At 67.4% G+C, this 23,857-nt stretch carries 21 protein-coding genes; 10 read left to right on the forward strand and 11 right to left on the reverse strand.

Features of this window, described 5'->3' with window-relative positions:
* The first annotated feature begins 2 nt into the window (after positions 1–2).
* Genes AU072_RS01170 through narI form a run of 4 tightly spaced genes read left to right on the forward strand, consistent with a single transcriptional unit; the run spans position 3 to position 6,739 of the window.
* On the forward strand, positions 3–3,692 hold the full coding sequence (locus tag AU072_RS01170; RefSeq protein ID WP_120270945.1) for a nitrate reductase subunit alpha: 3,690 nt from the start codon (positions 3–5) through the stop codon (positions 3,690–3,692).
* Complete coding sequence (gene narH / locus AU072_RS01175; RefSeq protein ID WP_064412031.1) at positions 3,689–5,356, forward strand: nitrate reductase subunit beta; 1,668 nt, start codon at positions 3,689–3,691, stop codon at positions 5,354–5,356. The genes AU072_RS01170 and narH overlap by 4 nt, the downstream gene beginning before the upstream one ends.
* The gene (narJ, locus tag AU072_RS01180) at positions 5,353–6,006 is read left to right on the forward strand and encodes a nitrate reductase molybdenum cofactor assembly chaperone (protein ID WP_064412032.1); all 654 of its coding nucleotides are present in this window, start codon (positions 5,353–5,355) and stop codon (positions 6,004–6,006) included. Before narH ends, narJ begins: the two co-directional genes overlap by 4 nt.
* A gap of 1 nt (position 6,007) precedes the next feature.
* Positions 6,008–6,739, forward strand: coding sequence for a respiratory nitrate reductase subunit gamma (gene narI, locus AU072_RS01185; protein ID WP_064412033.1), 732 nt, complete (start codon positions 6,008–6,010; stop codon positions 6,737–6,739).
* 1 nt (position 6,740) lies between these two features.
* On the opposite strand, the gene AU072_RS01190 is transcribed toward narI, so the two are convergent.
* Complete coding sequence (locus tag AU072_RS01190; RefSeq protein WP_064412034.1) at positions 6,741–7,403, reverse strand: helix-turn-helix transcriptional regulator; 663 nt, start codon at positions 7,401–7,403, stop codon at positions 6,741–6,743.
* Between the two features lie 92 nt (positions 7,404–7,495).
* Between AU072_RS01190 and AU072_RS01195 the strand changes: the two genes are divergently transcribed.
* Positions 7,496–7,945: a DoxX family protein gene (locus AU072_RS01195; RefSeq protein ID WP_064412035.1), complete on the forward strand. Its 450-nt coding sequence runs from the start codon at positions 7,496–7,498 to the stop codon at positions 7,943–7,945.
* Positions 7,946–8,012: 67 nt separating this feature from the next.
* Here the strand turns inward: AU072_RS01195 and AU072_RS01200 are convergent, their stop codons facing one another.
* Positions 8,013–8,657, reverse strand: coding sequence for a TMEM175 family protein (locus tag AU072_RS01200; protein ID WP_133147252.1), 645 nt, complete (start codon positions 8,655–8,657; stop codon positions 8,013–8,015).
* Positions 8,658–8,787: 130 nt separating this feature from the next.
* Here AU072_RS01200 and fdxA point away from each other — a divergent pair, with 130 nt between their 5' ends.
* The 5 genes from fdxA (at position 8,788) to dosR (ending at position 12,703) form a co-directional block, all read left to right on the forward strand.
* Positions 8,788–9,126 carry a ferredoxin gene (gene fdxA / locus AU072_RS01205; RefSeq protein WP_064412037.1) on the forward strand — a complete coding sequence of 113 codons (339 nt, stop codon included), beginning with the start codon at positions 8,788–8,790 and terminating at the stop codon, positions 9,124–9,126.
* A gap of 63 nt (positions 9,127–9,189) precedes the next feature.
* A complete protein-coding gene (locus AU072_RS01210) occupies positions 9,190–10,599 on the forward strand; it encodes a WS/DGAT/MGAT family O-acyltransferase (RefSeq protein WP_064412038.1) in 1,410 nt (469 codons plus the stop codon).
* 5 nt (positions 10,600–10,604) lie between these two features.
* Complete coding sequence (locus AU072_RS01215) at positions 10,605–11,057, forward strand: pyridoxamine 5'-phosphate oxidase family protein (protein ID WP_064412313.1); 453 nt, start codon at positions 10,605–10,607, stop codon at positions 11,055–11,057.
* Positions 11,058–11,073: 16 nt separating this feature from the next.
* A complete protein-coding gene (locus AU072_RS01220) occupies positions 11,074–12,042 on the forward strand; it encodes an Acg family FMN-binding oxidoreductase (RefSeq protein ID WP_064412314.1) in 969 nt (322 codons plus the stop codon).
* A gap of 22 nt (positions 12,043–12,064) precedes the next feature.
* The gene (dosR, locus tag AU072_RS01225; protein WP_064412039.1) at positions 12,065–12,703 is read left to right on the forward strand and encodes a hypoxia response regulator transcription factor DosR/DevR; all 639 of its coding nucleotides are present in this window, start codon (positions 12,065–12,067) and stop codon (positions 12,701–12,703) included.
* On the opposite strand, the gene AU072_RS01230 is transcribed toward dosR, so the two are convergent.
* The 9 genes from AU072_RS01230 to mfd form a co-directional block, all read right to left on the reverse strand.
* The gene (locus AU072_RS01230) at positions 12,700–13,677 is read right to left on the reverse strand and encodes an Acg family FMN-binding oxidoreductase (RefSeq protein WP_064412040.1); all 978 of its coding nucleotides are present in this window, start codon (positions 13,675–13,677) and stop codon (positions 12,700–12,702) included. The two genes, dosR and AU072_RS01230, sit on opposite strands and share 4 nt — an antisense overlap.
* Positions 13,678–13,780: 103 nt before the next feature.
* Positions 13,781–14,734, reverse strand: coding sequence for a Ppx/GppA phosphatase family protein (locus AU072_RS01235; protein ID WP_064412041.1), 954 nt, complete (start codon positions 14,732–14,734; stop codon positions 13,781–13,783).
* The gene (locus tag AU072_RS01240) at positions 14,727–15,224 is read right to left on the reverse strand and encodes a DUF501 domain-containing protein (protein WP_064412042.1); all 498 of its coding nucleotides are present in this window, start codon (positions 15,222–15,224) and stop codon (positions 14,727–14,729) included. Before AU072_RS01240 ends, AU072_RS01235 begins: the two co-directional genes overlap by 8 nt.
* The gene (locus tag AU072_RS01245) at positions 15,217–15,909 is read right to left on the reverse strand and encodes an FtsB family cell division protein (RefSeq protein ID WP_064412043.1); all 693 of its coding nucleotides are present in this window, start codon (positions 15,907–15,909) and stop codon (positions 15,217–15,219) included. The genes AU072_RS01240 and AU072_RS01245 overlap by 8 nt, the downstream gene beginning before the upstream one ends.
* Before the next feature lie 14 nt (positions 15,910–15,923).
* Complete coding sequence (gene eno, locus AU072_RS01250) at positions 15,924–17,213, reverse strand: phosphopyruvate hydratase (protein ID WP_064412044.1); 1,290 nt, start codon at positions 17,211–17,213, stop codon at positions 15,924–15,926.
* 86 nt (positions 17,214–17,299) lie between these two features.
* A complete protein-coding gene (locus tag AU072_RS01255; RefSeq protein WP_064350552.1) occupies positions 17,300–18,031 on the reverse strand; it encodes a lytic transglycosylase domain-containing protein in 732 nt (243 codons plus the stop codon).
* 103 nt (positions 18,032–18,134) lie between these two features.
* Entirely contained in the window at positions 18,135–19,205 is a 1,071-nt protein-coding gene (locus AU072_RS01260) for a nucleoside triphosphate pyrophosphohydrolase (protein ID WP_064412045.1), read from the reverse strand.
* A 167-nt stretch (positions 19,206–19,372) separates the two neighbouring features.
* Positions 19,373–19,942: a hypothetical protein gene (locus AU072_RS01265; protein WP_064412046.1), complete on the reverse strand. Its 570-nt coding sequence runs from the start codon at positions 19,940–19,942 to the stop codon at positions 19,373–19,375.
* A 256-nt stretch (positions 19,943–20,198) separates the two neighbouring features.
* Positions 20,199–23,834: a transcription-repair coupling factor gene (mfd, locus tag AU072_RS01270; RefSeq protein ID WP_064412315.1), complete on the reverse strand. Its 3,636-nt coding sequence runs from the start codon at positions 23,832–23,834 to the stop codon at positions 20,199–20,201.
* Between the last annotated feature and the right edge of the window lie 23 nt (positions 23,835–23,857).

A 23,857-nucleotide genomic window follows, 5' to 3' on the forward strand; every position in this document is an offset into this window, starting at 1 on the left:
CGATCACTCCGCCCCACATCGGCGGCCCGATCGAAGAACTGCTCGAGCGCAGTGGCCGGTTCTTCACTCCCGGTGAGGCTTCCGACGACGGGCGGACCATCCACCGTCGCGGCGGCCGCGAAGGTGACATCTTCTATCGCGATCGGTGGAGCCACGACAAGGTGGTCCGCTCGACGCACGGCGTGAACTGCACCGGCTCGTGCTCGTGGAAGATCTACGTCAAGGACGGCATCATCACCTGGGAAACCCAGGAGACCGATTACCCCTCGGTGGGGCCGGACCGGCCGGAGTACGAGCCGCGTGGCTGTCCGCGCGGCGCGGCGTTCTCCTGGTACACCTATTCGCCGACGCGGGTGCGCTACCCGTACGCGCGCGGCGAACTCGTCGCGATGTACCGCGAGGCGAAGTCGCGTGTATCGGATCCGGTGTTCGCGTGGGCCGACATCCAGAACGACCCCGAACGCCGCCGACGCTACCAACAGGCAAGGGGCAAAGGCGGTCTGGTGCGGGTCAGTTGGGCCGAGGCGACCGAGATGGTCGCCGCGGCCCACGTGCATGCGATCAAGCAGTACGGGCCCGACCGGATCGCGGGGTTCTCCCCCATCCCCGCGATGTCGATGGTCTCCTTCGCGGCAGGGTCGCGGTTCATCGAGCTGCTCGGTGGCGTGATGACGTCCTTCTACGACTGGTACGCCGACCTTCCGGTGGCCTCACCGCAGGTCTTCGGCGATCAGACCGACGTACCGGAATCCGGTGACTGGTGGGATGCCTCGTATCTGATGATGTGGGGTTCCAACGTGCCGGTCACCCGCACGCCGGACGCGCACTGGATGACCGAGGTGCGATACCGCGGTACGAAGGTCGTCAGCGTCAGCCCCGACTACGCCGACAACACCAAGTTCGCCGACGAGTGGATGCCGTGCGCGGCGGGCACCGACGGTGCGTTGGCCATGGCGATGGGCCACGTGGTGCTCTCGGAATTCTTTGTCAAACAGCGTGTTCCGTTCTTCGTCGACTATGTCCGCAAGTTCACCGATCTGCCGTTCCTGGTCAAGCTCGAGGAGCGCGACGGCAGGCTCGTCCCCGGTAAGAACCTGACCGCGGCCGACCTCGGCGGCCAAGCCGCGGCACAGGAGAACGCGGCCTTCAAACCGGTATTCCTCGACGCGGCCACCGACTCCGTCGCCGTACCGCACGGCTCGTTGGGATTCCGTTTCGGCGACGACGGCGTCACCAAGTGGAACCTCGAACTGGGCGATCTCGTACCGGCGTTGACGGTGCTGTTCACCGAGGGCGGTGAGACGGCCGAGGTGGTGTTGCCGCGATTCGACACGTTCGACGGCCACGGCGAGACGCTGAGCCGCGGCGTGCCGGTGCGACGGGTCGGCGAACACCTGGTGTGCACGGTGTTCGACCTCATGCTGGCCCACTACGGCGTGGCCCGGCCGGACCTACCCGGCGACTGGCCCGCCGGCTACGACGATCCCAAGCCGTACACCCCCGCCTGGCAGGAGTCGATCACCGGCGTGGCTGCCTCACAGGCCATTCGGATCGCCACCGAATTCGCCCGCAACGCCGAGGAATCCGGTGGCCGGTCGATGATCATCATGGGTGCCGGCATATGCCAGTGGTTCCACGGCGACGCCACCTACCGGGCGGTGCTGGCGCTGGTGTTGCTCACCGGCGCGATGGGGCGCAACGGCGGCGGCTGGGCGCACTATGTCGGACAGGAGAAGTGCCGCCCGGTGACGGGATGGTCGGCGCTGGCCATGGGCACCGACTGGGCGCGGCCACCGCGACAGATGCCGGGCACGTCGTACTGGTACGTCCACACCGATCAGTGGCGTTACGACGGCTATCGTGCCGATGCGCTGTCGAGCCCGCTGGGCCGCGGCCGGTTCCGGGACCGGCACACCATGGATGTGCTCGCCGCGTCGACCGCGATGGGCTGGAGCCCGTTCTATCCGCAGTTCGACCGTTCGAGCCTCGACGTCGCCGACGAGGCCCGCGCCGCCGGTCAGGACATCTCCACCTATGTCACCGAGAAGCTCGCGCAAGGTGAGCTCAAACTGGCCGTCACGGACCCGGACAACCCGGCGAACTGGCCTCGGGTGCTGTCGGTCTGGCGGGCCAACCTGCTGGGGTCGTCGAGTAAGGGCAACGAGTACTTCCTGCGTCATCTGCTGGGAACCGACTCGAACCTCCAGGCCCAGCCGACGCCGGAAGCCGTGCGGCCCAACGACATAACGTGGACCGACGACATCCCCGAGGGCAAACTCGACATGTTGATGTCGATCGACTTCCGAATGACCTCGACGACGTTGCTGTCCGACGTGGTGCTGCCCGCGGCCACGTGGTACGAGAAGCACGACCTGTCCAGCACCGACATGCACCCGTACATTCACGCGTTCAACCCCGCCGTCGACCCGCCGTGGGAGACCCATTCCGACTTCGAGGCCTTCGGCGCGATCGCGCGGGTGTTCAGCGCGCTGGCGGCCAAGCATCTGGGTGTGCGGTCCGACGTGGTGCTCGGCGCGATGCAACACGACACTCCCGGTGCGATGGCGTATCCCGGTGGCATCGAGAAAGATTGGCGCGCCGACGGGAGCACCCCGGTACCCGGTAAGACGATGGGCCCGATCGCCGTCGTCGAGCGTGACTATCCGGCGATCGCCGAGAAGTGGGCGGCGTTGGGGCCCCTCGTCGAGAAGCTGGGGCTGACCACCAAGGGTGTGACCGTCCGACCCGACAAGGAGGTCGACGAACTGGCGGCCAAGTTCGGGGTGATGAACTCCGGTCGCGCAGAAGGCCGACCGGCGATCAACACCGCAGAACGGATGGCCGAGGCGATCCTGACGCTCTCGGGCACCAGCAACGGGCGGTTGGCCGTCGAGGGGTTCCGCGAGTTGGAGCGGCGGACCGGGCGCCGACTGGTCCATCTGGCCGGCGGCAGCGAGGAGCGCCGCATCACGTTCGCCGACACCCAGGCGCGGCCGGTTCCGGTGATCACCAGCCCGGAGTGGTCGGGCAGCGAAACCGGTGGGCGCCGCTACGCGCCGTTCACCGTCAACATCGAGGAACTCAAACCGTTTCACACGCTGACCGGCCGGATGCACTTCTATCTGGATCACGACTGGCTCGAAGAGCTCGGTGAGCAGCTGCCGATTTACCGTCCGCCGCTGGACATGTCGCGATTGTTCGGCGAGTCCGCGGTGGGTGAGAGCGACGGTGTGGCGCTGACGGTGCGCTACCTGACCCCGCATTCGAAGTGGTCGATCCACTCGGAGTACCAGGACAACCTGTTCATGTTGTCGTTGTCACGCGGCGGGCCGACGATGTGGATGAGCCCGGCCGATGCGGCGAAGATCTCGGTGCGCGACAACGACTGGGTCGAGGCGGTGAACCGCAACGGCGTGCTGGTGTGCCGCGCGATCGTGTCACACCGGATGCCCGAGGGCGTGGTGTTCGTCTACCACGTGCAGGAGCGGGTGATCGACGTGCCACTCAGCGAGACCACCGGGAAGCGCGGCGGTATCCACAATTCACTGACCCGGCTGCTGATCAAGCCGAGCCATCTGGCAGGCGGATACGCCCAGATGGCGTTCGCGTTCAACTATCTCGGGCCGACCGGTAACCAACGCGACGAGGTGACCGTCGTCCGGCGGCGTAACCAGAAGGTGGTCTACCAATGAAAGTCATGGCGCAGATGGCGATGGTGATGAACCTCGACAAATGCATCGGCTGCCATACCTGCTCGGTGACATGCAAACAGGCCTGGACCAATCGGCCCGGTACCGAGTACGTCTGGTTCAACAACGTCGAAACCCGTCCCGGCCAAGGCTATCCGCGAACCTACGAGGATCAGGAGCGGTGGCGTGGCGGATGGATACGCGACCGCAGAGGACGGTTGAGGCTGCGCGACGGCGGGCGGCTGAGCAAGCTGTTGCGGATCTTCGCCAACCCCAAGATGCCCAGCATCAACGACTACTACGAGCCGTGGACCTACGACTACGAGAACCTGACGAATGCGCCGTTGGGCGAGCACATGCCGGTGGCGCCACCCCGGAGCCTGATCAGCGGCGAACCGATGAAGGTTGAGTGGTCGGCGAACTGGGACGACAACCTCGGCGGCTCACCGGAGATCCTGTCCGGAGATCCGGTGCTGCAGAAGGTCAACGAACAGGTCCGCCTCGAACTCGAGCAGACGTACATGTTCTACCTGCCGCGGATCTGCGAGCACTGCCTGAACCCCTCGTGCGTCGCGTCGTGCCCGTCCGGGGCGCTCTACAAGCGCTCCGAGGACGGCATCGTGCTCGTCGACCAGGACCGCTGCCGCGGCTGGCGGATGTGCGTGTCCGGATGTCCCTACAAGAAGGTGTATTTCAACCACAAGACCGGCAAGGCCGAGAAGTGCACGTTCTGCTACCCGCGCGTCGAGGTCGGGTTGCCGACGGTGTGCTCGGAGACGTGTGTGGGCCGGTTGCGGTATCTGGGCCTGGTGTTCTACGACGTGGATCGGGTGCTCGAGGCGGCGGCGACAGAGAAGGACACCGACCTCTACGAAGCGCAGAAGTCGATCATCCTGGACCCGCACGACCCGGACGTCATCGCCGGCGCCCGCGCGGAGGGCATTTCCGAGGAGTGGATCGAGGCCGCCCAGCGCTCGCCGGTGTACGCGCTGATCCACCGCTATCAGGTTGCGCTGCCACTGCATCCCGAATACCGGACGATGCCCATGGTCTGGTACATCCCGCCGCTGTCCCCGGTGGTCGACGCGGTCGCCCGCGACGGCCATGACGGTGAGGCCCTCGGGAACCTGTTCGGTGCGCTGGAGGCGCTGCGCATTCCGATCGAGTACCTCGCCGGGCTGTTCACGGCCGGGGACACCGCGGTGGTTGAAGGTGTGCTGCGACGGCTTGCCGCGATGCGGTCCTACATGCGCGACATCAACCTGGGCCGCGAGACCCAGCCGCACATCCCCCAGGCGGTCGGCATGTCCGAGGAGCAGATGTACGAGATGTACCGCCTGCTTGCGCTCGCGAAATACGAAGAGCGCTACGTCATTCCGACCGCATACGTCGCCGATGCCCACGCCCTGGAGGCTCAGGCGCTCGAAGAGCCCGGTTGCTCACTGTCGTTCGAGGGCGGCCCCGGCATGTACGAGTCGGGTCCGTTCGGCGAGGCCAGCGGTGCCCCGGTGCCCGTCGCGGTGGAGAGCTTCCATGCGCTGCACCACCGGCAGACCAGTGAGGGCATCGCGGTCACCGAGTCGCGCCCGTCGCGGGTCAACCTGCTCAACTGGGACGGCCGCGGCGAGCCCAGTGGCATCTTTCCCGAGCGGAGAGCGGATCGATGAAACTGCTCAGGAGCAGACGCGAATCCACCCTCGAGCATCGCCTCGTGTGGCAGGCGGCCGCCTTGCTGTTGACCTATCCGGACGACCAGCAGGCCGAGCGGATGGCCACCGTCGAGGAGCTGTTGGCGCATCTTTCCGCCGCACCCGCAGATCTGCTCGCCGGCACCGTGGCGGCGTTGCGCGCCAAGGACCCGATGCAGGCGCAGGTCGACTATGTCGACACGTTCGACATGCGAAGGCGCACCACGATGTACCTGACGTACTGGACGGCCGGAGACACCCGCAACCGAGGCAACCACATGCTGGCATTCACCCGCACCTACCGGGAGGCGGGCGTCAACCCGCCGGAGCGTGAGGCCCCCGACTACCTGCCCGTGGTGCTCGAGTTCGCCGCCACCGTCGACCCGGCGGCGGGGCGGCGCCTGCTCGTCGAGCACCGGGCCCCCATCGACCTGCTGTGCGAGGCGTTGCAGCAGTCCGCATCCCCGTACGCACCCGCCGTCGCCGCCGTCTGCCAAACACTTCCGGCGCGTACCGAGCAGGACATCCAACGGGCACAGCGACTGGCCGCCGCCGGCCCGCCCACTGAATCGGTTGGTCTCCAACCGTTTACGTTGACCGTGCCGCCACGACGCGCACAAGGAGTTTGACATGTCGGGCTGGGAGATCTTCTGGGACGTGGTGCCGTACGTGACGCTGGCGATCGTGGCGGTCGGCATCTGGTGGCGGTACCGCTACGACAAGTTCGGCTGGACCACCCGCTCGTCGCAGCTGTACGAATCACGGCTGCTGCGCATCGGCAGCCCGATGTTCCACTTCGGCATCCTGGTCGTGATCGTCGGACACATCATCGGGCTGGTGATTCCCGAATCATGGACCGACGCAATCGGACTCAGCGATCACGCGTACCACATCCAGGCGATGGTGCTCGGTGCGATCGCCGGCGTCACCACGCTGACGGGTATCGCGTTGCTGGTCTTCCGCCGTCGCACCACGGGGCCGGTCTTCCTCGCCACGACCGCCAACGACAAAGTGATGTACCTGGTCCTGGTGATGGCCATCGTCGCAGGCCTCGCGTGCACGCTGATCGGCGCGACCCCCGTCGGCGCCGAGCACGACTACCGGCAGACGGTGTCGCCGTGGTTCCGGTCAATCTGGATCCTGCAACCGCGCGGTGACCTGATGGCCCAGGCGCCGCTGTGGTTCCACATCCACGTCATCATCGCCCTGGTGCTGTTCTGTCTGTGGCCGTTCACGCGGCTGGTGCACGTGTTCAGCGCGCCCATCGGCTACCTGTTCCGGCCCTACATCGTCTACCGCAGCCGCGACGTCGTCGACACGGGCGAGCTGGTCGGATCGCGCCCGCATCGCCGCGGTTGGTGAATCAGGCGCCGTGCACCAGAACACAGCATCGGCCCTGCCGAGGGCTGAGCTCCGCACGCGCGCCGGGCGCTGAACTGCCGTCGATCACACCCTCGACCAGCTGCAGGTTGAGACCGCAGACGACCTCCAAATGGTCCTTCGCCACCGAGTGAAACGGGCAGTTGCGCAGGGTGATACCGCCCTCGGCATCCGACTGAGGTAGATATCCGCAGTCGCGCAACGCGGCCACCATGTCACCCTCGGCGTCGATCGCGGCCCGCCGTCCGGTTTCGCGGGCGGCCGCGCCCAGGGCCGATCGCACCGCTCCCCCGGCGTCCTGCTCGATCGAGGAGACCAGCAACCGGGCGAGCAACAGATAGTCGCGCGGCGGGATGCTGACGACGATCTCGTCCGCGGTCCTGGTGTAGAGCTTGGCCGGGCGCCCGGCGCCGGGGCCGCCACGACCGGCCGGCCGCTGATAGCTGACGGCCAGCAGGCCACCGTCGGCGAGTTTGTCCAAGTGATAGGCGGCCAGGGTGCGACCGATCCCGACCGCCGCTGCGGCCGCCTCCCTGGAGACCGGCTCGTCACGCTCCACGACGAACTCGTAGAGCCGACGGCGAATCGGATCGTCCAGGCTGGTCAGTGCCGCCACGGAGGCGGGGTCGGTGAACTGCGCAGCCACCCCGAAATTCTATCACTAAAAACTCTTGACAAAACTCGCCAATGGGTGTGCTCTAAAAGACATAAAGTTTATTTCTAGAAAGGAACGTCATCATGACCACCTCGAATTCTTCGGTCGACCACCCGGCGAGCCCGCTGCTGCGCGCCCGCACCGATCCCGTCTACGCGGCCTACCTGATCCTGAGGATCGGGTTCACGGTGCTGCCGATCGTGATGGGCCTCGACAAGTTCACCAACGTGCTGACCGACTGGGAGGGTTACCTCGCACCGTGGATCGCCGACCTCAGCCCGTTCACCGCACACCAGACGATGTTGATCGTCGGCGTGGTCGAGATCGTGGCCGGAATCGCGGTCGCGGTGAAACCGCGATACGCCGCGTACGTCGTCGCCCTCTGGCTCGCGGGCATCATCGTCAACCTGGTGACCTACTCCGGGTTCTACGACGTGGCGTTGCGCGACTTCGGCCTGCTGCTGGGCGCGTTGACACTCGGCCGGCTGGCCTCGGTGTATGACGCACCGTTGCACACCCGGGCCGCGCGATGAGCTAAACGCCGACCGTGGCACGAGCTCGAATGTCCGTCGAGCTCGTGCCAACGCTCGACTCCACCGGTCAGCGCGCTCGTCCGGCAGCCCGCAGCGCAGCGAAGGGCACGATGAAGTACACGGCGATCATCAGGTAGCCGAAGACGGCGATGACCGGGGCGAACAGCCCCGCCGCAATGAACACGGCGTAGCCGGCCAGGCCCGGAGTGAGCCTCTTGCTGATGAGTCTGACATCCGCGTCGGCCACGCCGGCCCTGATCAAGCGTTGCCACACGGCATAACGCCACATCAACGAAACCACCACCGACACCAAGAGCAGGTTGATGCCGTAAACGGTCACCGCGACACGTTGGGCATCACTCTCGGCGATGTAGTCCCCCAACAGCCGAGTGGGGAACGGCAGGAATGAGACCAGCATCAACAGCAGCAGGTTGAGCCGGATGAGCGCGGGGGTGGCGCGGTCGAGGAATTCGGTGATCACCGTGTGTTCGAGCCACACCGCGCCGATCGTCGAGAAGCTCACAAGATACGTCAGATACGACGGCCACTGGCGCACCACGGCAGCCAGCAGGTCATCTTCGGAACCGTCGGGCACACCGATCTCGAGGACCAACAGGGTGATCGCGATGGCGAACACACCATCGCTGAACGCTTCCATCCGGGTCGTCCGGTATCCAGACGGTCGAGCAGCCTCGGCCCGTTCAGCCGCCACAGTGGTTGAGTATCCCTCCACCGACCTGCCTGCGGAGCCATTCGGGCCCACCGCGCCAGGGACTTTGGTCCTCGAAGCTACCGGCCTTCGACCCGCGACGGCGACGCGTGGCCGTTCCTACACTGCGGCCATGACCTACGTGATCAGCAGTGCGTGCGTGGACGTGATGCACAAGTCCTGTGTCCCGGAATGCCCGGTCGACTGCATCTACGAGGGCGCGCGATCGCTGTACATCAATCCCGACGAATGTGTGGACTGCGGCGCGTGCAAGCTGGCGTGCGAAGAGGGCGCGATCTACTTCGAGACGGATCTACCCGACGACGAGCGCGGCCACCTCGCCGACAACGCCGCGTTCTTCACCGAAATCCTGCGGGGCCGCGACGCGCCCCTGGGTTCACCGGGCGGTGCCGCCAAGCTCGGCCGGGTCGGCGCGGATGCACCCCTGGTCGCGGCGATGCCGCCGCGCTGACCACGGGCGAAGTAGGGACCTAAGGCCCTACTGCCGCATCCGCCGGTCGCCGACAGTAGGGGTATGGAGCAGCTCACCACACTGGACGCGGGATTCCTGCACGCCGAAGACTCCGACCCTCACGTGAGCCTTGCGATCGGCGCCGTCGCGGTGCTCGCCGGGCCGATGCCCGACTTCGATTCACTGGCCGCCGATCTGGCCGAACGCGTGATGGCCGTACCGCGCTTCCGGCAGATCCTGCGCACCCATCCACTCGACCTCGGCGCGCCGGAGTGGGTCGACGACGCGGGGGTCGACATCGCCCACCACATCCGCCGGGCGGCTCTGCCCCGCCCCGGCGACGACACGGCCCTGTTCCGCTGGGCCGCCGAAGTGATGGAGCGGCGCCTGGACCGTGACCGGCCGCTGTGGGAGTGCTGGGTTGTCGACGGTCTGGCGCACAACCGGTGGGCGATGCTGATGAAGATCCATCACTGCATCGCCGACGGGGTCGCGGCGACGCATCTGCTCGCGCATCTGTGCGACGGTCACGGCACCGAGACGTTCGCGGCGGCGCTCAGCGGTGCGCAGCCGAAGCCGAATCCCTGGCGGCTGCCCGCCCTTTCGCTCAACCCGGTCGATTGGATGGCGTCTGCGTGGCGGACGTCTCGCGAGGTGACCACCACCGCGACCCAGGCGCTGCACGGTGCCGTCGAGATCGCCGGCGGGCTGCTGCGGCCGGCTTCCCCGTCGTCGCTGACCGGTCCCGTGACCGATTTGCGCCGCTACGCCTCCGTCGAAGTCTCGCTGCCCGACGTACACCACATCTGTGAGCGGTTCGACGTCACGGTCAACGACGTTGCGCTGGCGGCGATCACCGACAGCTTCCGGACCATCCTGCTGCGTCGCGGCGAGAAGCCCGGACGCACGTCGCTGCGCACCCTGGTGCCGGTGTCGGTGCGGTCCGCCGACGCGTCCGGCGAACCCGACAACCGCGTCTCCGTAATGCTGCCCTACCTTCCCGTCGAGAAGGACGACCCGATCCAGCAGCTGCAAACCGTGCACGCGCGGCTGGGCAGATCCAAGGCCAGCGGACAGCGCGAGGCCGGAAACCTGTTGCTCGCCGCGGCCAACGCGATCCCGTTCCCGCTGACGGCGTGGGCGGTTCGTGCGCTGACCCGGCTGCCCCAGCGCGGCATCGTGACGCTGGCGACGAATGTGCCGGGCCCCCGCAAGCGGTTGCGGCTCAAAGGGCGCGAAGTCATTCGGTTGCTGCCGATTCCGCCGCTCGCGCTTCGACTGCGAACCGGCATCGCGATCCTGAGCTACGCCGACCACCTGGCGTTCGGCATCATCGGTGACTACGACGCCGCACCCGACGTCAACGAACTCGCCGAAGGCATCGAACGCGCCGTCGCCCGACTGGCCGACCTGAGCAACGGTCACTGGCGTTGCACCCCCGTCGGCACCCTCGCTTTGGTCCAAGGAGGCTGATGACGATGACCAAAGGTCAAGAACTGGAAACCCTCAACCGCAGGCAATGCCTGGACCTGCTGCAGGGGGTGCGGGTAGGCCGGCTCGTGTTCACCGAGGACGCGCTACCCGCGGTGCAGCCGGTCAACTTCCGGCTCTGGCACGACGATGTGGTGATCCGGGTCGCCGGCGGACCGAAACTGGCTGCCGCCACCGACAACCAGGTCGTGGCCTTTCAGGCCGACGAACTCGACGCGGACCTGCGGATCGGTTGGAGCGTCACCGTCGTCGGACATGCCGAACCGATCATCGACGTCGACGAATTGGTCGAGTTGGCAGGGACATTCATCCAGCCGTGGGTCGATGGTCGTCGGGATCACTTCGTGCGGATCCGCACCGAGAAGATGACCGGTCGCCGGTTTCGTGAACGCGGCCTCCCGCAGTACCGGAGCACCGACCATGATGCCGTCACGTCTTGAGGCCGAGAAGCCGGCCATGCCCACGACGATCGACATCGGAGTCGTCGTCAACGCGGTCGAATTGGCCTGCCGGGCCCCGTCGTTGCACAACAGCCAACCGTGGCGATGGGTGATCGGCAGAACCACGATCGAACTTCATGCCGACCGCTCCCGGGTGATCCGCTCGGCCGACAGCTCGGGCCGCGAGGCCCTGATCGCCTGCGGCGCGGCGCTCGACCACTTCCGTGTCGCGATGGCGGCGGCCGGCTGGAACACCTCGGTCGAGACGTTCCCCGACCCGGACAGACCCGACCATCTCGCGTCGGTTCACGTCTGTGCCTCCGCGCCCGTCACACCCAGCACGCGGGTCCGCGCAGATGCCATCCTGACCCGCCGCACTGACCGTCTGCCGTTCCGTGCGCCCGACGAGATACTCGACATCGTGTTGTCGAACGGACCCGAGGGCACCTTCGTCGACACGCTGCGGGCCGCAGCGCATCCCGAGCTGGCCGAGGCGTCGCGGCTCACCGAGTCACTGCGTTCGCACGATGATCGCTACCATGGCGAATTGCAGTGGTGGACAGCGCCTTTCCGGTTGTCCGAAGGCATTCCGCCCAGCGCGCTGGTGTCGGAGTCCGAACGGCGGCGCGTCGGCGTCAACCGGAGCTTCCGGCCCAGTGGTCATCTCGACCGGCGGGGCGCGACTGTGCTCGACGAGGCGGACGTCGTGGTGCTGTCGACACCCGCGGATACCCGCGAGGACGCCTTGCTCTGCGGTCAGGCGCTGTCGAGGGTGTTGCTCGACCTGACGGCAGCCGGGATGGCGACCTGCACGATGACCCATCTGACCGAAGTGCAGGCCGGTCGCGACGTCATCCGCCGGCTGACCGGCCGCGACGCGGTCCCCCAGGCCTTGATTCGAGTGGGTAAAGTGCCGACGATCGAAGACATGCCGGCACCGACACCGAGACGGTCGGTGCGGGAAGTGATGGAGATTCGCCGCTGAGGCGCTGATCGGAAGGGCTCACATGGTCACGGTCTTCCTGGTCGACGACCATGAAGTCGTCCGTCGCGGACTGGTCGACCTACTCGGATCGGACCCGGAGCTCGAGGTGGTCGGTGAGGCAGGGTCTGTCGCCGAGGCGATGGTCAGGATTCCCGCGGTCCGGCCCGATGTCGCCGTCCTCGATGTTCGGCTTCCCGACGGCAACGGAATCGAACTCTGCCGTGACCTGTTGTCCGATCTGCCGGATCTGCGCTGCCTGATGTTGACCTCATACACCTCCGACGAGGCCATGCTCGATGCGATCCTGGCGGGCGCCAGCGGGTTCGTCATCAAGGACATCAAGGGCATGGAGCTCGCGCAGGCGATCAAGGACGTCGGCGCCGGCAGATCACTTCTCGACAACCGCGCCGCGGCCGCGCTGATGGCCAAGTTGCGCGGCTCGGCGGACCGCAAGGATCCCCTGTCCGGGTTGACCGACCAGGAACGCACGCTGCTCGGGTTGCTCGGCGAAGGGCTGACCAACAGGCAGATCGCCGCACGAATGTTCCTGGCGGAGAAGACCGTCAAGAACTATGTGTCGCGGCTGCTCGCGAAACTCGGTATGGAGCGCCGGACGCAGGCGGCGGTGTTCGTGTCCAAGCTGGACCGCCAGCAGGATTAGTCCAGCCACTCCACCACATCGGCCAGTGCGCGCCGCGGCGTGGACGGCAGCGGATCAGCGTTCACCGGCGCCCAGCCGACGCGCAACAGCATCTGGGGATAGCCGTAATCACCGAAAACGTCCTCCCGCACGGCTTCTCGCGTCTCGGCGATCTCCAGCGGTTCGGTCACCGGACAACTCGCCAAGCCCAGCGCGGTCGCCGTCAGCAGGACGAGGCTGCACGCCTCACCGGCGCGCAGCCGCGCCAACGGGGTGTCCTCCTTGGTTCCCAGCGCCAGCACCGTCGCCGAGTCGTCCTCCGGTGACGCGTCGGGTGGCTGGGCCAGGGCGGGTCCGGCGAAGTACCTCGCGGGCATCGCGGCGTGGGGATCCGAGGGTGGGGTGTTCCTGGCCGGCACACCGGCCACCGACGCGTGCCGTCCGCTCCACGCGGTGAGCTCGCGCAGGTACGCGTCGTTCGCGGCGTGCTGCTGGACTGCTTGTGCCACAACGTGTTGCAGCTTGGGCAACTGTGCGACTTCCCTGAGCATGACGCCGTAACGCGCCGCCCTCGCACCCATCAGGGCGATGTCGGCCTCGGGGACGCACCACGAGGTGTAGAGCCGCCGGTCGGTGCGGCGCCTCGGGATCGCCGCCGCCAGAACGATGTCGAGCTCGCTTGCGGCTTGCGGGCTCAGCTCGATGGCGGCCAGGTGTTGTGGTTCTGCCGGGTTGGGGAACCGGTGGACCCGGGCGCTCCAGCCGAGCGCGGCCAGCGCGACGACGGCGTGGTGCAGGGCGATCCCGCAACTGAGGTGCAGGTCGCGGCTGTCCGGGTCGGTGTTGGGCAGCCGACGGTCCAGATCCGCGTACAGGTGCAAACTTTCGTCGCCGACCCGCCACCGCCACGGCTGCGAGTTGTGGATGGACGGTGCCCTGGTGGCCAGCGACAGCGCGGTTCGCACGGTGTCCCGGTCGGGGAAGTGAGCGTTCATGGCGGCTGCTCCTGTGTCGGTGTTCCTGTACTCCACAGTGGCCGGAAAGCAGGGCCCGCGGCTAGTGACGAAGGTCCCCGATGCGAGGGGACGAGGTCGACGCTCAGCCGGCGATCGACAGCGCGATGCCGTCGAGGATGTCGTGCTCGCTGACGACCAACTCCTCGATACCCGCGCGCTGCCGCAACGCGTCGGCCAGTTCCTCGACGATGATCGCCCCGCCGCCGATGACGTCGACGCGGCCCTCGTGCATCGGCCCGAGCTGTGCGCGTTGGGCTCGCGGCATCGCGATCAGCCCCTCGCACACGCTCAGCAATTCGGCGAACGGAACACGGGACAGGTGAATGGCATCCGAGTCGTAGACCGGCATCTTGTGCGCCAGCGCCGACAGCGTCGTCATGGTGCCCGCCACGCCGACCCAGGTGCGGGCCTGTTCGACGGGCACCGCCCGGAACGCCTCGAGCAGCCCTTCCCGCACCGCATCACGCGCCGCGGCGATCTCCTCTGCGGTAGGCGGATCGGAGTGCAGGCAGCGTTCGGTGAGCCGGACGCACCCGATGTCGGCCGAATAGCCGGCGGTCATCTCGTCGCTGCCGAGCACCACTTCGGTCGACCCGCCGCCCAAGTCGACAATCACGAAAGGCGCTGCGGCCGCGTCCAGTTCGCCGACCGCGCCGTTGAACGACAACGCGGCCTCCTCGGCGCCGGTGATCACCTCGGCGACGGCACCGGGCACGACGGTCCCCAGCACCTCGGCCGTCATCGCGAAGAACACGTCACGGTTCGCGGCATCCCTGGTCGCCGAGGTCGCCACCATCCGGACCTTGTCGACGCCGTGGTGACGCATCAGGTCGGCATAGTCGGCCAGGGCCGACTCCGTACGCGAGAGCGCCTCCGGCGCGAATTGCCCTGTGGCGTCGACACCTTGGCCCAGCCGGACGATGCGCATCTCGCGGTGCACATCGGCCAGCTTTCGGCCGGCGGGGCCGGCGACCCGGTCGGCGATCAGCAGACGGATCGAGTTGGTACCGCAGTCAATGGCGCCGACCCTACTCATGGGCCCACCCTTCCGGATCGAGAATGCCTTCCATCGCGGGATCGTCGGCCAGTGCCGCCAGCGCCTCGTCGCCGAACGGATTGGTGCCCGGCCCCTTCGCCAACGAGTGGGCGATTAGCACGTGCAGGCACTTGACCCGATCCGGCATGCCGCCGCCGGAGAACGTCGTCCCGAGGGGTTCGATGGCGTCGCGCTCGGCGAGATAGGACTCGTGCGCCTTCTGGTACGCCCGCGCCAGGTCCGCGTCGTTGCGCAGCCGCTCGGTCATCTCCCGCATCATGCCCGACGATTCCAGCCTGCTCGCGGCGGCGGTCAACACGGGATGGGTGAGGTAGTACAACGTCGGAAACGGCGTGCCGTCAGGAAGTTTCGGCGCGGTCTTGACGACACCGGGCTCACCGTTGGGGCATCGGTACGCGATCTCCAGGACACCGCGCGGCGTGCGCCCGAGCTGGCGCGCGACGGCGTCGAGATCCGCGGGGTCAACCACCGGGAGCGGGTGGGGCCGGCGGCACATCGGGTGCGGGCGGAGGCACCCCGGGCACGGGGCCGGGGGTGATCCCATGTGGCTCATCGGCGATCGTGTGCCACAACGCCGTGTACCAGGGCTGGCCGCGGTTGACGGCCTCCGGTTCCTGATCGGGTGTGCCCGGCACCACCGCGCCGGGAGGCAGCTGCACCTGGTACGGGATCTCGCCCGGCATCACGAAACCGAGCCGCTCACGGGCCTGCGCGGCGATGAACACCGGATCGGCCAGCTTCACCTTCTGCTGTTCGAGATCGGCGATCTGGGCCCGCAACTGCTGTTCGGTGGCTTTGAGTTGCTTCATCTCGGTGCGCTGCGCGAAATAGGTGCGGACCGGCCCGGCGATCGTCAGCGTCAGCACGCACACCACCGCCGCGAGGATCGCCGCGCGCCGCGCTGCGGATCCGAACCGCTGCTCGGATTGTTGCTCGGCCGATTCTGTGGCACGGCGGATGATGACGCCGGTTTCTGCAGATTTGGTCTGAGCCTCTGTCGGCGCGTCCGTCGCCGGCCGCGATTCGGTGGCGCGGGCCTCGCGGCGTGCCGCGATTCGCGGACGGCCCTTCCCGGCACCACCGGCCTTGCCCGACTTTGCGGGTCGGGAGGTCGGTGACCGGCGCTTGGGGTCGGGCCGTTTCGCTTCGGGCACGGGCCGTTACCGGGCTATCTGGTTTCCATGGCGAACCGCGGGAAGGCGAGGTCGCCGGCGTAGCGGGCGGCGTCGCCGAGGTTCTCTTCGATGCGCAGCAGCTGGTTGTACTTGGCGACGCGCTCACTGCGGGCGGGTGCACCGGTCTTGATCTGGCCGCTGCCCACCGCAACAGAGAGATCGGCGATCGTGGTGTCCTCGGTCTCGCCGCTGCGATGGCTCATCATCGTGCGGTAGCCGCTGTTGTGGGCGAGCGCCACCGCGTCGAGCGTCTCGGTCAGCGTGCCGATCTGGTTCACCTTCACCAAAAGCGCGTTGGCGGCGCCCCTTTGGATGCCGTCTTCGAGTCGCTCCGGGTTGGTGACGAACAGGTCGTCGCCGACGAGCTGCACGCGGTCCCCGATGGCCGACGTCAGCGCGACCCAGCCGTCCCAGTCGTCCTCCGACAGCGGATCCTCGATCGACACCAACGGATACGTGTCGAGCAGACCCGCGTAGAAGGTGCCCATCTGTTCGGCGGTGCGCACCTCGTTCTCGAACTTGTAGCCCTGCCCGTCGGAGTGGAACTCGGTCGCCGCGACGTCGAGCGCGAGCGCGATATCCGAGCCCGCCTTGAACCCGGCGGACTCGATGGCCGACAGGATCAGGTCGAGTGCGGCCGTGGTGCCCGCGACGTCGGGGGCGAATCCGCCTTCATCGCCGAGCCCGGTCGCCAGGCCCTGCGCCTTGAGCACCGCCTTCAGCGAGTGGTAGACCTCGGCGCCCCAGCGCAGCGCCTCCTTGAACGACGCCGCGCCGATCGGGGCGACCATGAACTCCTGCACGTCGACACCGGTGTCGGCGTGTGCGCCGCCGTTGAGGATGTTCATCATCGGCACCGGGAGGATGTGGGCGTTCGGGCCACCGAGGTACCGGAACAGATCGAGATCGGCCGCCTGGGCCGCGGCCCTGGCCACAGCCAACGAGGCGCCCAGAATCGCGTTGGCGCCGAGCCGCGACTTGTCGGGCGTGCCGTCGAGATCGAGCAGCGCCTGGTCGACGAGGCGCTGGTCGTCGGCCTGCAGGCCGATGATGGCCGGGGCGATCTCGTCGAGCACCGCCTCGACCGCCTTCTCCACGCCCTTACCGCCGTAGCGTGAGCCGCCGTCGCGGAGTTCCACCGCTTCGTGTTCGCCCGTCGAGGCGCCCGACGGTACGGCGGCGCGGGCGAACGACCCGTCGCCCAGCAGAACCTCAACCTCGACCGTCGGGTTTCCCCGGGAGTCGAGGATCTCTCGGGCTCCGACCTGATCGATAGTGGGCACTGGCGTCTCCTTGGTGTCCTCGGTGGTGGGGGCGATGTTTCCGCGTCAACCGACGAGCCTAGAGCCTCCCAGTTCGGCAGGCGTGTCTAGAGGGGGTGCCCGTTGGCGTAGGCGGTCGCCCAGTCGCGCACCGTTCTGGCGTACTGGTCGGAATGGTTGTAGGCACGCAGCGCGTTCATCCATCCGCGCGGCGTGGCCAGATCCTTACCGGTCCAGCACAGATAGCCCGCGGCGGAGAGTGCGGCGTCGTCCATGTTGTCGGCGCTGACCTCGCCGTCGTTGTTGGCATCGACGCCGTAGTGCCCCCACGTCTCGGGGATGAACTGCATCGGGCCCATCGCGCGGGCGTGTTTGGAGTCACCGTCATGGCTGATTGCGGAGTCGTCGAAGATCTCGAGGTTGCCGTTGGTGCCGTCGAGCCAGACACCCCGGATGGGTGGTTCGACGTCCCCGTTCGCTCCGATCGCCGCGCCGCGGTAGGTCCCGTGATGGCTTTCCACCTGCCCGATCCCGGCCAGGGTCGTCCAGGCCAGCTTGCAGTCGGGGTTCTCCACCTCGGCCACCCGGGCGGCATAGGCGTACGCCTCCAGCGCGGCGACCGGGATCCCCAGCTTGGGCGCGCGTTCGGCGGCCCATTCGTGAAGTTGATCGGCCGGGCGGCCCTTGGCGTAGGTGTCGATTGCGGGCACCGGATCGCCCGGTGGCGGCGGAACGCCCTCAGGGATGGGCGTCCCGAGCTGCCACGAGCAGCTAGAAGCCAAGAGCAGCGCCGTCGCTCCTAGAACGGCGACAGCACGCAGCCAACGCACCGGCGACACCAAACTCCCTCAACCAACTTCGGTCGCTGCCCATGGTCCCACGTGTTCGGGACGTCGCGGCTCAGCGTGGGGAGCGATTCGGATGCACAAAATTTTCACCGGATCACGACGCGGAATCGGCAACTTCGGCCTCAGCAGCCTCATCGGCCACCGCTGCCTCGTTGGTTTCGTCGGCGTCGTCATCGGTCTCGTCAAGTTCCATCGCATCGTCCTCGCCGTCCGTTTCGTCTGCGCCGGCGGACGGCCAGTGCGCGCGCCACTCGTCTTCGGTCACGGTGCCCAGCGGCGTGTCGTCGAGTTCCTCGGGCACTTCGTCCCCGCGACGATCGACGGCGATCGCCCGTTCCACCCGTCGCACCGTATCCATGAACTCCAAAACCGCCGAACGCAAAGCGTTCTCGGCATCGCTGCCCACGGCCACCGTCACCGACGTGACGGCGCCGGGGATCAGGTCGGCGGGCATCCCCGCCGCGCTGACGCGCTCAATCACCTTCTGCGCCAGGGCCAAAGCGGGCTGAGCGGTGGGCACGTCGTCCATCGTGGAATGCGCCCGCTTCGCCTTCTTCTCCAGCGCCTTGCGCTCCTCCCACTGGGCGAGTTGATCGTCCAGCGAGATCGGCTCCCCGGCGAGTACCGCGGGTACGCGGTTGCCCAACTTACGTACCAGTGCGTCGGCGACGTCATCGATACCGAACGAATTCTGCGGTGCGTCTTCGGCGATGCGGGCGTGAAAAAGCACCTGCAGCAACACGTCTCCGAGTTCATCGCGCAGCGCGTCGGCGTCACCGCTGTGCACGGCGTCGAACACCTCGTAGGTTTCCTCGAGCAGGTAGCGGCGCAGCGAGTCGTGCGTCTGTTCGCTCTCCCACGGCCCGGAGGTGCGCAGCTTGTCCATCATCGCCACGGCGTCGACCAGACGTTCTCCGGGGGCGGCCTCGGGCGCCGAGATCAGCCTGTCACCGGCGGCCAACCGGGCTTTGACCGCGGGATGTTGCGGATCCGAGGACAGCAGCACCGGCGCATCCTCACCGTCGTAGGCGGGCCGCGCGGCGGGCAACGACCAGGGCACCTTGATCGGCATCTCCTCGGTGTACTGGACGTCGCCGGACAACAGATCGATCGCGTCGATCGGGATCAAGGACGGGCGCCGGGGGTCGACCAAGACAACGGTCATCGGGCTACACCCCCTCACGCGCTTTGTCGGAACCGCTGACCTCGGTTATACCAACACCTCGGTGGACGCCGTAGCCGGTGAACCCTGGCCGCCTCTCTCGGCACCCGGACCGGCGATGGCCGCCCTGCCTGGCGGCAGGACGGCCATCGTGTCCCTTACTGCGTGGCTCAGGACGCCGGCTCGATCAGGTCATCCGGGATCACCCAGTGACCCGGCTTCTCATCGAAGAACGGGTTGACGATCCCGTTCACCTCCGGCAGCTTCTTCAGCTGGCCGGGAGGGATTCCGTAGAAGGGGTTCGGAACCCCGTTGATGAACGGCGAGTTCTTCAGCTGACCCGGCGGGATGTGCCCGTTCGGCAGCTTGAAGTAGTTGTCCACCTCGGGGAACTGCACCTCGGGCAGGTCCACATCGGGCGCGTTCACCCGCGGCAGGTCCACATCGGGCACGTTCACCCGCGGCACGTCGACGTCGGGGACGTCGACGTTCGGAACGTTCACATCGGGAACGTTCACGCCCGGAACGTTCACATCCGGCACATTCACACCCGGAACGTTCACATCCGGCACGTTCACACCCGGAACGTTCACATCGGGGATGTGGACCTCGGGCACCGGGATCGGAGGCGGCTGCGGCAGGTCCGGCTGGGCCTGTGCGATACCTGCGCTCGAACCGAGCGCGCCGAGTCCGAGTGCACCGGTCATCGTGGTGGTCACTGCCAATTTCTTGAAGTCCATCGAAAACTCCTTCGCCTTGCGTCATCGCGACACGCACCGATTCCTCGATGGCATCGTGTGATGTTCGGTTTAGGAAATTGCTTAAATCACCTGTCATAGGTGATCGACGCCCTCGGTTTGGACGACTCCCTCGGTTCAATGGGCAAGCAACACCTTGACCCCCCGACGTGTATGTCGGGTCGGCGCGACGGTGCGTTAACAGCGGATCCCGGTCCGACCGACGGCTGAACAGCTGTACAGACGCTTTGACCTGGCGCTAGTTCGCAGAAATCGAGTCCGAAATGATGTCGACACTGCCCTGTGGTTTCCCGTCCAACGCCAGGATCAGGTCGGCGACCATCTGCACCAGCTCGAGGTCGCGGATGCGCGGTGCGCCGATACCGTTGCCGGCACGGGGTATGGGCACCTGCACCGTCGACGTGGTCGCGCGGTAGCCGGCGCTCGGATACATCCGCTTGAGCCGCAGTTGTTGCGAGTCCATCAGCTGCAGCGGCGAGAGCCGCACCGTCGACTCGGACACCGAGCTGACCTCGGTGACTCCGTACTCCTTCAGCAGCAACCGCAGACGCGCGACGGCCACCAGGCGCCGCGCCGGCTCGGGAAGCGGGCCGTAGCGGTCGACGAGCTCTTCGACCACGGCGTCCACCGCCCTCTGGTCGGGGGCTGCGGCCAGCCGGCGGTAACCCTCGAGGCGCAGCCGGTCGCTGCCGATGTAATCCGGAGGCAGGTGTGCATCGACGGGCAGGTCGATCCGCACGTCCTTCGGCTCTTCCTGTGCGGCAACGGTTTTGCCGTCCGCAGCCGCGCGATAGGCCTCGACCGCCTCGCCGACCAGGCGCACGTAGAGGTCGAAGCCCACACCGGCGACGTGTCCGGACTGTTCGGCTCCCAGCACATTACCCGCGCCACGAATCTCCAAGTCCTTCATGGCCACGGCCATGCCCGCGCCCAGTTCGTTGTTCTGCGCGATGGTGGCCAGCCGGTCATAGGCGGTCTCGGTGAGCGGAACCTCGGGCGGATACAGGAAATACGCGTAACCCCGTTCGCGGCTGCGTCCGACCCGGCCCCTGAGCTGATGCAGCTGCGACAGGCCGAAAGTGTCGGCGCGCTCGACGATCAACGTATTGGCGTTGGAGATGTCCAGGCCGGTCTCGACGATCGTCGTGCAGACCAGGATGTCGTATTCGCGGTTCCAGAACCCCTCGACCGTGCGCTCGAGCTGTTCCTCGGGCATCTGACCGTGCGCGACGACCACGCGCGCCTCGGGCACCAGCGCCGCCACGCGCGCGGCCGCCTGATCGATGGTCCTGACCCGGTTGTGGATGTAGAACGCCTGCCCGTCGCGTAACAGTTCGCGGCGCAGCGCCGCGGCGATCTGCTTGTCGTCGTGGGGTCCGACATACGTCAGGACCGGGTAGCGCTCCTCGGGCGGGGTGAGGATCGTCGACATCTCCCGGATGCCGGCCAGGCTCATCTCCAGCGTGCGCGGAATCGGGGTGGCGCTCATGGTCAGCACGTCGACGTGGGTGCGCATGGACTTGATGTGTTCTTTGTGCTCGACGCCGAAGCGTTGTTCCTCGTCGACCACGATGAGGCCGAGGTCTTTCCAGGTGACGCCGGTCTGCAGCAGCCGGTGCGTCCCGATCACGATGTCGACGCTGCCGTCCTTCATGCCCTCGAGCACCGCGCGCGACTCGGCCGGATCGGTGAAGCGCGACAGGCCTTTGACGGTGACGGGGAACCCGGCCATCCGTTCGGAGAAGGTCTGCAGATGCTGGTCGGCCAGCAGCGTCGTCGGCACCAGCACCGCGACCTGCTTACCGTCCTGCACCGCCTTGAACGCGGCCCGCACCGCGATCTCGGTCTTGCCGTAGCCGACGTCACCACAGATCACCCGGTCCATCGGGACGGGCTTCTCCATGTCGGCCTTGACCTCGGTGATGGCGGTCAACTGATCGACGGTCTCGGTGAAGCCGAACGCGTCCTCCATCTCGGCCTGCCACGGGCTGTCGGGACCGAACGCGTGCCCGGGCGACGCCTGCCGCTTGGCGTACAGCGACACCAGTTCGGCGGCGATCTCGCGAACTGCGCCGCGCGCCTTGGTCTTTGTGTTCGTCCAGTCGCTGCCGCCCAGCCGGGACAGTGTCGGCGACTCCCCGCCGACGTAGCGGGACAACTGGTCCAGCGAGTCCATCGGCACATAGAGCTTGTCGGTGCCCCCGCCCCGTTTGGACGATGCGTACTCCAGCACCAGATACTCGCGACGCGCGCCGCCGACGACGCGTTCGGTCATCTCGACGAACCGTCCGATGCCGTGCTGATCGTGCACCACCAGATCACCGGCGGACAGGGCCAGCGGGTCAACGACGTTGCGGCGCTTGGCGGCCAGCCGTTTGCCTTCGGTCGCGGCGGCGCGGTTGCCGGTGAGGTCCGTCTCCGTGATGATCACCAGGTTCGCGCCCGGAATCACCACACCGTCGTGCAGCGGTCCCTTGAGCACGTTGACGATTCCGTCCTTCAGACCCTCGCCCGGCTCCAAACAGACTGCGGCCGTGTCTGCTTCGCGTAACTGCTCGACGACGCGGTGAGCCGTTCCGGTGCCGGGCGTGACGACGGCAGCATGGCCACCGGTGAGGACGTGCGCACGCAGCATCGCGAAGATCTCGGTGACATTGCTCTGTTGTCCGCGGGCCGACGGCGCCGGGCGGATGTCGATCTCCAGCGCGGCCTCGTCGGACAACTGGCTCAGCGTCCACCAGGGATGCCCGCCCTCGCGGGCCGCGGCGCGGGCGTCGTCGAGTTCGACGAATCCCGACGCGCCCAGCGACTCCAGGTCGATCGGTGCGTCGCCGCCCACGGCCGCCGTGGACCAGGACGCCTCCAGGAACTCGCGGCCGGTCTTGATCAGGTCGGCGGCCCGGGTGCGCACCTTCTCCGGATCACAGATCAACAGCGGCATGCCCGCGGGCAGCAGATCCGACAGGGTGGACAGCGCGTCGGGACGCAACAGCGGAAGCAGGGCCTCCATGCCGTCGACCGGGATGCCCTCGGCGAGCTTGGCCAGCATGTCGGGCACGGTGCCGGGCAGCGTGTTCTCCTGAACGGGGTGCTCGCGCGCGAGTTCGACGGCGCGCTCGCGGACGTCGTCGGTCAGCAGGACCTCACGGCACGGCACAGCGATGACGGTGTCGACGTCGATCTCGGGGATCGACCGCTGGTCGGCCACCGCGAACATCCGCATCTCGGACACCTCGTCGCCCCAGAACTCGATGCGCACCGGATGCTCGTACGTCGGCGGGAACAGGTCCAGAATGCCGCCGCGCACCGCGAACTCACCGCGCTTGCCGACCATGTCCACGCGGGTGTACGCGAGTTCGACGAGTCGCCCGATCAGGCTGTCGAATTCCGCTTCGACGCCCACGCTCAGGGTCACCGGTTCGACGTCGGCAACGTCGGGCACCATCGGTTGCAGCAGCGACCGCACGGTGGTCACGACCACTTGCAGCGGCGGTCCGAGACGCGCGTCGTCGGGGTGGGTCAGCCTGCGCAACAACATGAGCCGCGCGCCGACGGTGTCGACACCCGGGGACAGCCGTTCGTGGGGCAGCGTCTCCCAGGAGGGGAACATCGCCACGGTTTCACCGAACACGCCACGCAGTTCGGCGGTCAGATCGTCGGCCTCCCGCCCGGTGGCGGTCACGACGACCAGCGGACAGGCGTGCGCGATCGCCGACGCGACGAACACCCGGGCGGCGGCCGGGCCGACGATGGCCAGATCGGCGGGCTTGTCGGCGGCACGGCGCGAGATCTCGCTTAGGGAGGGATCTCGTAGGGCCAGTTCGACAAGCCCGGCGATCGGGGTTGGGACGGACAGGGTCCCCGATGCGGTCATGATGCCTTCCATCGTATGCGCGC

Origin of the sequence: Mycolicibacterium novocastrense (genome assembly GCF_001499835.1) — a bacterium.
GTDB lineage: Bacteria > Actinomycetota > Actinomycetes > Mycobacteriales > Mycobacteriaceae > Mycobacterium > Mycobacterium novocastrense.

Coding starts and splice junctions, on each gene's coding strand:
- narH (WP_064412031.1), top strand. CDS start 3,689: ATGAAAGTCATGGCGCAGATGGCGATGGTGATGAACCTCGACAAATGC.
- narJ (WP_064412032.1), top strand. CDS start 5,353: ATGAAACTGCTCAGGAGCAGACGCGAATCCACCCTCGAGCATCGCCTC.
- narI (WP_064412033.1), top strand. CDS start 6,008: ATGTCGGGCTGGGAGATCTTCTGGGACGTGGTGCCGTACGTGACGCTG.
- AU072_RS01195 (WP_064412035.1), top strand. CDS start 7,496: ATGACCACCTCGAATTCTTCGGTCGACCACCCGGCGAGCCCGCTGCTG.
- fdxA (WP_064412037.1), top strand. CDS start 8,788: ATGACCTACGTGATCAGCAGTGCGTGCGTGGACGTGATGCACAAGTCC.
- AU072_RS01210 (WP_064412038.1), top strand. CDS start 9,190: ATGGAGCAGCTCACCACACTGGACGCGGGATTCCTGCACGCCGAAGAC.
- AU072_RS01215 (WP_064412313.1), top strand. CDS start 10,605: ATGACCAAAGGTCAAGAACTGGAAACCCTCAACCGCAGGCAATGCCTG.
- AU072_RS01220 (WP_064412314.1), top strand. CDS start 11,074: ATGCCCACGACGATCGACATCGGAGTCGTCGTCAACGCGGTCGAATTG.
- dosR (WP_064412039.1), top strand. CDS start 12,065: ATGGTCACGGTCTTCCTGGTCGACGACCATGAAGTCGTCCGTCGCGGA.
- AU072_RS01230 (WP_064412040.1), bottom strand. CDS start 13,677: ATGAACGCTCACTTCCCCGACCGGGACACCGTGCGAACCGCGCTGTCG.
- AU072_RS01235 (WP_064412041.1), bottom strand. CDS start 14,734: ATGAGTAGGGTCGGCGCCATTGACTGCGGTACCAACTCGATCCGTCTG.
- AU072_RS01260 (WP_064412045.1), bottom strand. CDS start 19,205: ATGACCGTTGTCTTGGTCGACCCCCGGCGCCCGTCCTTGATCCCGATC.
- AU072_RS01265 (WP_064412046.1), bottom strand. CDS start 19,942: ATGGACTTCAAGAAATTGGCAGTGACCACCACGATGACCGGTGCACTC.
- mfd (WP_064412315.1), bottom strand. CDS start 23,834: ATGACCGCATCGGGGACCCTGTCCGTCCCAACCCCGATCGCCGGGCTT.